The following is a 10,647-nucleotide window of genomic DNA, read 5'->3' on the forward strand; positions in this document are numbered from 1 at the left end:
AAGCTCACGAAACTTAATTTAACGTCAAAACTCGTTAATTTGAGAAGCGCAAACTGCTAAACTCTGCACTTCGTGATTGAGGTCGATTTGTGAATTTAACGCCAGAACAGAAGTCCAATTATATAAATGCTTTGGGGATTGAGCCTTGGTACCCACGCATGGTGTTGATAAATGCCAAACCTGCGCAGGCCCTGGTATTAGACACGATAGAGCGTGGAGAAACGTCCTTATCGGAAGTTCCCGAATCGACTCTTCAAGCGGTTTCAGTTCTCGAAGAGACTAGAAACATAGAGCAACAAGAGCAGCCAGAGGCACTGTTAGCAGATTCAGCTACGCAAAACAGCGAAAAACCGATCCGTTTTGGATTAGCCTTGTATGTGATTGACGATTGGATTGTCTGTAGCTCTTTGATCAGCGATTACCAGCAATATAACGACGTCGCGGGTAAACTAATACACTCAATACTGAAATCGATATCCGACGGTACTGGCACACTACATTATCATCATGTTATATCTTGGCCGTTTTTTTCCAATCGACAAGTGTCACAAGGGATTGAGCCTGCAAGACAGTACGTAAATGGTGTTATTGAGCATTTGGTCGAGCAGCATAAGGCGTCAAAATTATTGGTTTGCGGAGGCGTACTCGCAAAATTGAACCAATGGCACGAGGTGGAAGGCGAAGAATTTGGTTTGTCTCGGGTTAATATTCCTTCCGTTTATAAGATGCTCAACGACCCACAACAAAAAGTAAAAGCATGGCATCTCATACAGAAATCTAGTTTGTTCAAAAATGATTCTTAATGTACCTAGTAGCTCGGAGCTTGATTACTTTAGCTCTATTTCTGAACGCACCTCCGAATCGACAATGACGTTCAGTCAACTCGTAAACTATTTTAATAATAATGGTCTTTATAGCATCGAATTAGATGGTCGATCAGTTGGATATATTGCCTTTCGGAAAATCTTAGAGGAAGCAGAGCTAGATCAAATTGTTATTGATGAGCAATACCGAAACCAAAAACTGGGTTATCGAAGTTTACTACTCTGGCATCAGCAATTGGTCAGTAATAATGTTAAGAAAGTGTTCCTTGAAGTGCGTCTTGGTAACGACCCAGCCATACGTTTATATCAAGCATTGAGCTACCAGCGAATAGGTGTTCGAAAGAACTACTATCGAGTGAAGGATCAGTTTTACGACGCATTGCTAATGGAACTGGTACTCTAAAGGTTTGTGCAGAAACAAGGGCAACGATTGTAGTAAGTGCCTGAATATCAGCAGTATTCAAGATAGCTATGAGGTGACCGATCGACGTCAAAGAGATATGTGCTTCGCTAACTGCGAGATTTAAATCTTTTGGCTAGAAAAGGAATTTCGTGACTTCTAACCCTTTAACAATCATCGTATCGGATTGTAAGGTGTTGACTTCACGTGATACAGGTTAAAGAAGGGTGCAAGATGCAAACAGTCAAATATGAAGTGGTTAAAAACGGTTTGTCTTTCGGTTCAGCGCTTGCTATCGCCATGTCCTGGACCGCTAATAAGTCTATCCTGTGGGCAATTATCCACGGCTTCTTTAGCTGGTTCTACGTTATCTATTACGCCTTATTCAAATGAAGTTTTACTCTGACGAACACTATCCGGAGATAGTTCAAAATTGATATGGCAGGGTTGAATAGACTCTGCCATGACTAGAAGAGTAAACCTGAACTTAAAGATGATAGCGCTTAAGCCGCTGATTAATAGGTTTCTCGGCAATAAGAATGGCTCTGATAGGTGCAGGGTGGCCCTCAATTGTCTTTGATTGATCCGTAGGGTCCAGGTAGTCATTTAGGCTTTGACCCGGTTTCCATGTGGTGGCGCGCTGCTCCGCATCCGTCGTTACACACTGATCCGCAATGCGTATATTCTCAAAACCCATTTTTTCCAACCATTGAGCAAGTGTCGCAGCCGTTGGCAGGAACCAGACATTATTCATTCTCGCGTATCGGCCAATAGGTACTAGCGATTCACCCGCGTCGCCTTCGATGACGATGGTTTCCAAGACCAGTTCACCGCCTGGGCGAAGTGCGCCTCTTAATTCAAATAGATGCTCCAATGGTGAACGGCGATGGTACAAAACCCCCATTGAAAACACGGTATCAAAGATCTCAAGATTTGGTGTCAGACTTTCAAGCGTAAAAGGCAATACGCAGTGGGTTGGGTCTTTTATGTAGTGATTGACAGCTAGGTGCTGCACTACTGAAAGCCAGGAAGGATCAATACCAGCAACAGTTGCGGCGCCTGCGGCTTTCATTCTCCAGCCATAGTAACCATTGCCACTTCCCACGTCTAAAACATGTCGTCCGGTTAAGTTGCTGATGTAGGGACACACTCGTTGCCACTTGAGATCACATCTCCACTCTGAATCAACATATGTATCAAAGAAGTTGAACGGTCCTTTTCGCCACGGTTTAAGATTTTCCAAACACTGATTTAATATATTTATCTGATTGCCTGCAGAACCGCGAATGTCGATGACATCGTTTAGCGCTATGTTTTCCGCTTTCAGATCAGGTAGTTGATCTATTTCAGCAAGCAACCGCGGTAAATTACCGTCATTGAGGCTCGGCCATAACTGTTTGAGTTGAGATTCAAGGGGCTCTACCCAAGAGCTCAGCCTAGTCTGAGAAATATGGTTAATAAAGGCTTGGTAATCTATCATTTGATCGCAATAAAAGAGGCAAAGTTAAAAGATTGAAACCATTGGCTCACCTGAGTGAAGCCAGCTTGGCATAAACGTTCGATGTGTTGTTCAGCGGTTTCCGGTAGTAAGACGCGTTCTATTGCTTGTCGTTTTTGGCTAATTTCTAGATCGCTGTAGCCATTTGCCCGTTTGAAATCATGATGATGTTGAGTAAGCAACGCGTCTTGCTGTCTGTCTTGGAAAGACAGTTTCTCCGAGAGGATTAAAGCGCCTCCGGGTAGCATGCCGCCGAAGATATTTGTCAGAGTCTGCAACCTCTTTTCGAGCGGTATAAATTGAAGGGTGAAGTTTAAAACGGCAAAACTGCAGTTGTGTAATGGTAATTCAGTGATGTCGCCACATAGAGTTTCTACAGCGATAGGTAAGTCTTCGTTATCGAGATAATTTGCACTGCGTTCAATCATCGCTGGCGAACTGTCCACAGCAATGATTTTGATCCCTGGTGCATGAATCCGATGTCGCATGGCTACAGTCGCTGCACCGAGCGAGCAGCCAAGGTCATAAATTCGACTGTTTGGCTGCGCGTATTGTTCTGCCAGAATACCGATTACGCCGATAATGTGGCTATAACCAGGGACGGATCGCTTGATCATGTCAGGAAAGACATTGGCAACCTGATCATCGAACTGAAAATCGTTCAATGTTGCGTGTGGCTGAGCATAGATGTTATCGGTTTCCTGACTCATTTCAGCAACCCTACAAAAAAAAGAGGGTATTGTACCTGACCGATAAGGCAGCGCCAGACTGAGTGGAGCTAAAACTAGTGCTTGTTTCGGATGTTTGGTGTCGACACCGCTATACGGATCTAGCTAACTTCTAAGTATTTATGTCTTTGTATACGGCTTGCGCTCGAAAACAACGCCGGAACAGGTATAATGCGCGCCCTGTTTTTACTGAATACGAGTACATTCATGTCTGAATTGCAAGATGAAGTCGCTAAACGCCGAACGTTCGCGATCATTTCGCACCCTGACGCTGGTAAAACCACGATCACTGAAAAGGTGTTGTTGTTTGGACGCGCTATTCAGCAAGCGGGGACAGTTAAGGGTAAAAAATCTGGCCAGCATGCGAAGTCAGACTGGATGGATATGGAAAAAGAGCGCGGTATCTCAATTACCACCTCAGTAATGCAGTTCCCTTATTCCGATAAGCTGGTGAATCTGCTGGATACGCCAGGGCATGAAGATTTTTCCGAAGATACCTATCGCACTTTAACTGCGGTAGATAGCTGTTTGATGGTCATTGATTCCGCTAAAGGTGTTGAGGATCGCACCATTAAGTTGATGGATGTAGCCCGGATGCGGGAAACGCCTATTATTACGTTCATGAATAAACTGGACCGTGATATTCGTGATCCCATCGAGCTAATGGACGAAGTTGAGAATATTCTTAAAATCAGCTGCGCTCCAATTACCTGGCCAATTGGTATGGGTAAAGAATTTAAAGGTGTATATCACCTACTGCGAGATGAAGTAATTACTTACCAATCGGGACAGGGTCATACGATTCAGGACAGTAAAGTTATCAAGGGGTTGGATAGCCCTGAGGTTGACGTCGTTTTGGGGCGTTACGCAGAGGAATTGCGTGAACAAGTTGAATTACTGGGTGCAGCGGCAAATCCTTTTGACCAAGAAGAGTTTTTAGCGGGGCAACTAACGCCGGTATATTTCGGTACTGCGTTGGGAAATTTTGGGGTTGATCACATGCTGGATGGGCTCGTTGATTGGGCGCCAGCACCTCAGCCTCGTGAAGCCGGTGACATAAAAGTTAAGGCTGACGATGCCGAACTTTCGGGTTTTGTCTTTAAAATTCAGGCGAATATGGACCCGAATCATCGAGATAGGATTGCTTTTATGCGCATCGTGTCCGGTAAATACGAGAAAGGCATGAAGATGAAACATGTCCGTATCGGTAAAGATGTCCGGATTTCTGACGCGTTGACTTTTTTGGCCGGTGATCGCTCCGCTGTTGAAGAAGCCTACCCGGGTGACATCATCGGCTTGCATAATCATGGAACGATTCAAATTGGCGACACCTTTACGCAAGGCAAGGATTTAAAGTTTTCGGGTATTCCGAATTTTGCGCCTGAACTGTTTCGGCGTATCCGACTGAAAGATCCATTGAAAATCAAGCAGTTACAGAAAGGTCTGATGCAGTTGTCTGAAGAAGGCGCGGTTCAGGTGTTCCGTCCCTTTAAAAATAACGATCTGATTGTTGGCGCTGTGGGTATGTTGCAGTTCGACGTAGTAGCGCATCGATTGAAGTCGGAATATAAGGTTGAAGCCGTTTATGAGGCGATCAGTGTCGCTACCGCGCGCTGGGTGGATTGTGCCGATGCTAAGATTCTGCAACAGTTCAGGCAAAAGGCGAATGACAATCTGGCGTTAGACGGTTCTGATAATCTCACCTATATTGCACCGACTATGGTTAATCTGCAGATGGCGCAAGAACGTCATCCTGAGATTGTTTTTAGAAAGACCCGCGAACATTAAGGGAAGCTTATGTTTTTGTATTTAACAGTCTTGGCTCTTATGGCTATAGGCGCGACAGGCTTGGCTTTCTCGGTCATGCAGCTTGCTATACAAGAGCAGAAGTTTGGTCTTTACGATGCGCGTGGTTTCTATTTGGTCATTCTGGTATTCGTCACGTTTGTGCTGACCAGCTTGGCTTATTTCTGGGGCGAATCCCGATTTTCTCCGGCCGATGAGCAGCTCAGCGAGCCATTGGTGGGAGTGTTATTTGCCCTTTGTTGTTGTCTGGCCGGTTTAGCCTTCGGTCTGACCCGCTTAAGGGTTGTTGATTCCGAATGAGGGCTTGCGCGAATCTTATAGTTTCTGTATGATCCGCGCCCTCAAATTGGATTAACTTCCCCTGAGCCCCCCACTTTTCTAGGCGGAGTTAAATGAAAACATTTGTAGCAAAACCAGCTGAAGTAAAGCGCGACTGGTACATCGTCGACGCAGAAGGGCAAACACTGGGTCGTCTAGCGACGGAAATCGCTCGACGTCTTCGTGGTAAGCATAAAGCGGAGTTCACTCCTCACGTAGATACTGGCGATTACATCGTTGTTATCAATGCTGAGAAGGTGCATGTCACTGGCCGTAAGGCGAAGGACAAGCAGTACTACCGCCATACTGGTTACCCTGGTGGCTTGAAGTCAATGAGCTTCGAGAAGCTGGTCGCCCATAAAGGCGAAAGCCCAATTGAACTGGCAGTTAAAGGTATGATTCCTCGTACCCCGCTTGGCCGTGCAATGTTGAAGAAGCTGAAAGTGTACGCAGGATCTGAACATCCTCATACTGCACAACAGCCCAAAGAACTTAAGATTTAATGGGGATAGATATGACAGCTATTCAACAAAACTACGGTACTGGTCGTCGTAAAACAGCTAAGGCGCGTGTTTTTTTGCGTCCTGGTAAAGGCGACATCGTTATCAACAAGCGTTCACTGGAAGAGTACTTCGGCCGTGAAACATCTCGCATGATCGTTCGTCAGCCGCTTGAGCTGGTTGAGATGACTGAAAAGTTTGACCTGTACATCACCGTTGTTGGTGGTGGTTCAAATGGTCAAGCCGGTGCGATTCGTCACGGTATTACTCGTGCATTGATCGAATACGATGAAAATTTACGTAAGTCTCTGCGTGAAGCTGGGTTTGTTACCCGTGATGCGCGTATGGTTGAACGTAAGAAAGTCGGTCTGCGTAAAGCACGTAAGAAGCCGCAATTCTCCAAGCGTTAATTTTGCTTGCAGGTATTATACAAAACCCGGGTTTTTCCCGGGTTTTTTTTTACCGGTCGCAAGGCTGGTGTCAAAAGCAGAAAAAATTTCGCTCGTTAAAGAAAGGTCTTTATTTTCGAATAATTCAACATGGGTTTGCCACGTTTAATGTGGTAGAGAGATCCAAAATTGTACGGAAAATTAGGCTAAATAACGGTTCTGACTTTGAAATGCAGGTATCTGCCAGAATTGATGGACTTTCTGCCTTGACTGACAAAGCTTTCCTTGTCACAAACCGTGATTTTCTTTAGTATCTGCGGCAATTTTGAGATTACTGCAGCATAATTTCCTTTCGATTAGAGGATGATAATAATGACGCAAAACGGCGTAAATCAGGGTCGGCGCCGGTTTCTTTATATTGCAACAGGGGCCGTTGGGGCCGTTGGGGCAGTTGGAGTAGCCACACCGTTCGTAAAATCATGGTTTCCAAGTGAAAAAGCCAAAGCCGTTGGGGCTCCGGTTAAAGTGGATATCGGCAACTTGAAGTTGGGTGAAATGGTCATCGCTGAATGGCGTGGCAAACCCGTTTTTGTTGTTCGTCGCACACCCGATATGATCGATGTTTTAAAGAGCGATAGTTTGAAATCGCGGCTTACTGACCCAGAGTCAAACGTAGATCAGCAGCCTGAGTTTGCCAAGAACGATACGCGCAGTTTGTCTGAAGAATTATTGGTCGTCGAAGGTGTATGTACACACTTGGGTTGCTCTCCAAAGTTTGTCCCTGAAGTAGAGCCACAAGCCTACGATGCCAATTGGCAGGGTGGTTTCTTCTGTCCTTGCCATGGTTCGCGTTTTGATCTGTCTGGTCGTGTCTTTGCTGGTGTACCGGCTCCGTCAAACCTGAAAGTGCCACCACATCGAGTTGATGGCAACATTCTAACGATTGGTGAGGTTGCCTGATTATGAGTAATAAAAACTTCAAGCCCGCTTGGCTGGATTGGATCGACCGACGTCTGCCGGTATCAAATGCTTATGAAAAGCATATGTCTAAATACTACGCACCGAAGAATTTCAATTGGTGGTATGTGTTTGGTTTATTGGCAATGATTGTTTTTGTTAACCAATTGCTTACCGGTATTTGGCTAACTATGTCATACGTACCGAGTGCTGCTGAAGCTTTCAACTCGGTAGAATACATTATGCGAGATGTCGAAATGGGATGGCTTTTGCGCTACATGCATTCGACGGGAGCCTCGTTCTTTTTCCTGACTGTTTATCTGCATATGTTCCGGGGTGTTATGTATGGCTCATATCAAAAGCCTCGTGAATTGATTTGGGTGTTCGGTATGTTCGTCTACCTCGTCATGATGGCCGAAGGCTTTATGGGTTACGTATTGCCATGGGGCCAAACATCTTTCTGGGGTGCCCAAGTAATTATTTCTTTGTTTGGTGCTATTCCGGTCATCGGCGAAGGTCTGCAAGAGTGGATTCGAGGCGATTTCCTGATTTCAGGCATTACGCTGAACCGTTTCTTCGCTCTACACGTTATCGCATTACCGCTGGTGCTGGCTTTGTTAGTTGTACTGCACGTGCTTGCGCTACATGAGGTAGGGTCTAATAACCCTGATGGTATCGATATTAAAAAGCATGTGGATGAGAAGGGTGTCCCGTTAGATGGCGTGCCATTCCATCCTTATTTCACTGTAGGAAAGTTACCTCAAGTCGTCCTCTTCCTTTTCGTCTTCTGCGGGGTCATTTTCTTCATGCCTGAAGGCGGCGGTTATTTCCTTGAGCACCCTAACTTTGAAATGGCCAATGCATTGAAGACTCCTGAGCATATTGCGCCGACTTGGTACTATGGTGCGTTCTACTCCATTTTGCGTGCGATTGACTTCCCGATTTTCTTCATTGAAGCCAAGTTGGGCGGGTTTATGGCCATGGGCGGTGCAATTGCCATATTGTTTGTATTGCCTTGGCTCGATCGCAGCCCCGTACGTTCATGGCGTTACAAGGGCTGGATGAGTAAGGTTGCAATCATCACCTTCGCTATAGCTTTTGCCATGTTAACCTACCTTGGTGGTCAGCCGGTCACTGCGTTGAACGGTATATTGGCTAAGATAGGTACCGTTATCTATTTTGCATTTTTCTTGTTGATGCCGTGGTATACAAAAATCGAGAAGACAAAGCCAGTTCCGGAGAGGGTTCCAGAATGATCAAAAGAATTCTGACAGTTTTAACAGCATCGCTTCTGGCTTCCTTGGTCAATGCGGCGGGTGGTGAAGTTCATCTCGACCATATGTCTCCTGACGCGCACGATAAAGTATCGTTGCAAAAAGGTTTGCGTACCTATATGGACAATTGCGCGGGTTGTCACTCTCTAGGTTTCGCTCGATACAACCGTGTCGCTAAAGATCTCGATATCCCAGAAGAAATCTTCATGGAGAACATTGTTTTCAGTGAAGAGGCTCGATTTGGTGATTTGATGAAGTTTGCGATGTCGGAGCAGGACGGTAAGAAATGGTTTGGTGCCGCACCACCAGATTTAACAAACGTAACCCGTGTTCGCGGCGTGGACTGGGTTTATACTTACTTGCGCAGTTTCTATAAAGATGAGAGCCGTCCTTATGGCGTAAACAACGCAGTGTTCAAAGATGTTGGTATGCCGCATGTGTTGTTGGGGTTACAAGGCTTGTGTGCTGATAAACCTCACGCGAGTGAAGGTGCTGAATATGATCCATTAACCGGTCATGAAATTGCTGAAGAAGGTTGTACTTCTTACGCAGTAGAAGGATCTCAGTCTTCTGAGGAGTTCGATGAAACGGTTTATGATTTGGTTAACTTCCTGAACTATATGGGTGAGCCCTATCAAAACGATCGGAAGCGATTGGGTTGGTTTGTTTTTGCCTTTTTGACAATTCTGCTGGTGCCTTCAGTTTTGCTGCAGCGTGAATTGCACAAGGATATTCACTAGTCCTCACCCATTTTAGGTGGAAATTTAAAGCGCAGCTTTGTCTGCGCTTGTTGTGTTTTTAATTTATCGTATATTTTGGAGCGTACTCAATGGGCGTTGTTGCAAAACGATCTTCTATGACTTTTTACTCTGACCCTGCATGTCAGTACAGTCATCGGGTTCGAATAGTGTTAGCCGAAAAAGGTGTCACTGTTGACATTAAAGATCATGAGCCGGATTCAGTGCCTAAAGAAGTGTCTGATATCAATCCGTACAGCAGTTTGCCAACGCTGGTTGATCGTGACCTGGTATTGTTTGAACATCACGTGATGATGGAATATTTGGATGAGCGTTTTCCGCATCCTCCATTGTTACCCGTTTATCCGGTAGCGCGTGGTGAATCCCGGCAGTTGATTTATCGAATTGACCGTGATTGGAGTTCTCGTGTAGATGCGATCGTTGCAGCGAAAAGCAAGGATAGCGTTACTCGGGCCCGCAAAGAACTGCGTGAAAGTTTGCTTGCTATTGCGCCGGTCTTCGATGATAAGCCTTATTTCATGAGTGAAGAGTTCACACTGGTAGATTGTTGTGTCGCTCCTATTTTATGGCGTTTACCTTCTTTGGGTATCGATTTCCCTGAAAAGCAAGCTAAAGCGATCGATAAATACATGGAACGAATTTTCGAGCGGGAGTCTTTCCAGATCAGTCTTTCTGAAGTTGAACAAGAGATGCGTGACTGATGTCAGCTATGACCACTAATAAGCCTTACCTGATTCGTGCGTTGCATGAGTGGATTATCGATAACAACTGTACGCCATATATTGTCTTTATGGCGGAGTATCCTGGGGTGGAAGTTCCTCAAGAGTTTGTGCGTGATGGTCAAATTACGTTGAACATTGCGCTGTCGGCGGTGAAAGACCTTGAGCTGGCAAACGATACCATTTCATTTAATGCGCGGTTCAGTGGAGTGCCGACCGATATTAGTGGTCCAGTTGATGCTGTTGTGGCCATTTTTGCAAAAGAAAATGGTCAGGGAATGGGCTTTGAAGTCGAAATGCCTCCTCAGCCACCTGAAGGTGATCAGAAGAAAAAGCCCGAGTCGGTTGCTCGTGAAAATCGACCAACATTGAAAGTTGTAAAATAATTCAACATTAGTTGTTGACTCCGAAAAATCCCTCCCTATAATGCGCCTCCGCTGCTTAGGGAAGACCTTTAAGAAGGTTGGAAGCAAGCG

Annotated in this window: 14 protein-coding genes; 12 read left to right on the forward strand and 2 right to left on the reverse strand. The window is 45.4% G+C overall.

From position 1 onward, the window contains the following. Positions 1-89 precede the first annotated feature (89 nt). The 3 genes from IYN85_RS25145 (at position 90) to IYN85_RS25155 (ending at position 1,617) form a co-directional block, all read left to right on the forward strand. A complete protein-coding gene (locus IYN85_RS25145) occupies positions 90-803 on the forward strand; it encodes a hypothetical protein (protein WP_196161740.1) in 714 nt (237 codons plus the stop codon). 64 nt (positions 804-867) lie between these two features. Further along, a complete protein-coding gene (locus IYN85_RS25150) occupies positions 868-1,227 on the forward strand; it encodes a GNAT family N-acetyltransferase (RefSeq protein WP_196161741.1) in 360 nt (119 codons plus the stop codon). 231 nt (positions 1,228-1,458) lie between these two features. Beyond that, a complete protein-coding gene (locus tag IYN85_RS25155; RefSeq protein WP_196161742.1) occupies positions 1,459-1,617 on the forward strand; it encodes a hypothetical protein in 159 nt (52 codons plus the stop codon). Between the two features lie 94 nt (positions 1,618-1,711). Here the strand turns inward: IYN85_RS25155 and cmoB are convergent, their stop codons facing one another. Further along, a complete protein-coding gene (gene cmoB / locus IYN85_RS25160; protein WP_196161743.1) occupies positions 1,712-2,704 on the reverse strand; it encodes a tRNA 5-methoxyuridine(34)/uridine 5-oxyacetic acid(34) synthase CmoB in 993 nt (330 codons plus the stop codon). Further along, positions 2,701-3,432 (reverse strand): carboxy-S-adenosyl-L-methionine synthase CmoA, encoded by a 732-nt coding sequence (gene cmoA / locus IYN85_RS25165; RefSeq protein ID WP_196161744.1) that lies wholly within the window; start codon positions 3,430-3,432, stop codon positions 2,701-2,703. The genes cmoB and cmoA overlap by 4 nt, the downstream gene beginning before the upstream one ends. Positions 3,433-3,657: 225 nt before the next feature. On the opposite strand from cmoA, the gene prfC reads away from it, so the two are divergent. The 9 genes from prfC (at position 3,658) to IYN85_RS25210 (ending at position 10,557) form a co-directional block, all read left to right on the forward strand. Then, entirely contained in the window at positions 3,658-5,238 is a 1,581-nt protein-coding gene (prfC, locus tag IYN85_RS25170) for a peptide chain release factor 3 (RefSeq protein ID WP_196161745.1), read from the forward strand. A gap of 9 nt (positions 5,239-5,247) precedes the next feature. Next, on the forward strand, positions 5,248-5,556 hold the full coding sequence (locus IYN85_RS25175; protein ID WP_196161746.1) for a hypothetical protein: 309 nt from the start codon (positions 5,248-5,250) through the stop codon (positions 5,554-5,556). Positions 5,557-5,648: 92 nt separating this feature from the next. Continuing rightward, the gene (rplM, locus tag IYN85_RS25180; RefSeq protein WP_196161747.1) at positions 5,649-6,077 is read left to right on the forward strand and encodes a 50S ribosomal protein L13; all 429 of its coding nucleotides are present in this window, start codon (positions 5,649-5,651) and stop codon (positions 6,075-6,077) included. An 11-nt stretch (positions 6,078-6,088) separates the two neighbouring features. Next, positions 6,089-6,484 carry a 30S ribosomal protein S9 gene (rpsI, locus tag IYN85_RS25185; RefSeq protein ID WP_196161748.1) on the forward strand — a complete coding sequence of 132 codons (396 nt, stop codon included), beginning with the start codon at positions 6,089-6,091 and terminating at the stop codon, positions 6,482-6,484. Positions 6,485-6,835: 351 nt separating this feature from the next. Further along, positions 6,836-7,423 (forward strand): ubiquinol-cytochrome c reductase iron-sulfur subunit, encoded by a 588-nt coding sequence (gene petA / locus IYN85_RS25190; RefSeq protein WP_196161749.1) that lies wholly within the window; start codon positions 6,836-6,838, stop codon positions 7,421-7,423. Between the two features lie 2 nt (positions 7,424-7,425). Next, positions 7,426-8,676, forward strand: a complete 1,251-nt coding sequence (locus IYN85_RS25195) for a cytochrome bc complex cytochrome b subunit (protein WP_196161750.1) — start codon at positions 7,426-7,428, stop codon at positions 8,674-8,676. Then, positions 8,673-9,434, forward strand: a complete 762-nt coding sequence (locus IYN85_RS25200; RefSeq protein ID WP_230390977.1) for a cytochrome c1 — start codon at positions 8,673-8,675, stop codon at positions 9,432-9,434. Before IYN85_RS25195 ends, IYN85_RS25200 begins: the two co-directional genes overlap by 4 nt. Positions 9,435-9,523: 89 nt before the next feature. After that, positions 9,524-10,153: a glutathione S-transferase N-terminal domain-containing protein gene (locus tag IYN85_RS25205; RefSeq protein WP_196161751.1), complete on the forward strand. Its 630-nt coding sequence runs from the start codon at positions 9,524-9,526 to the stop codon at positions 10,151-10,153. Between the two features lie 8 nt (positions 10,154-10,161). Then, entirely contained in the window at positions 10,162-10,557 is a 396-nt protein-coding gene (locus tag IYN85_RS25210) for a ClpXP protease specificity-enhancing factor (protein WP_370592249.1), read from the forward strand. Positions 10,558-10,647: the final 90 nt, after the last annotated feature.

The organism is Reinekea sp. G2M2-21, assembly GCF_015687175.1.
Classification (GTDB): Bacteria; Pseudomonadota; Gammaproteobacteria; order Pseudomonadales; family Natronospirillaceae; genus Reinekea.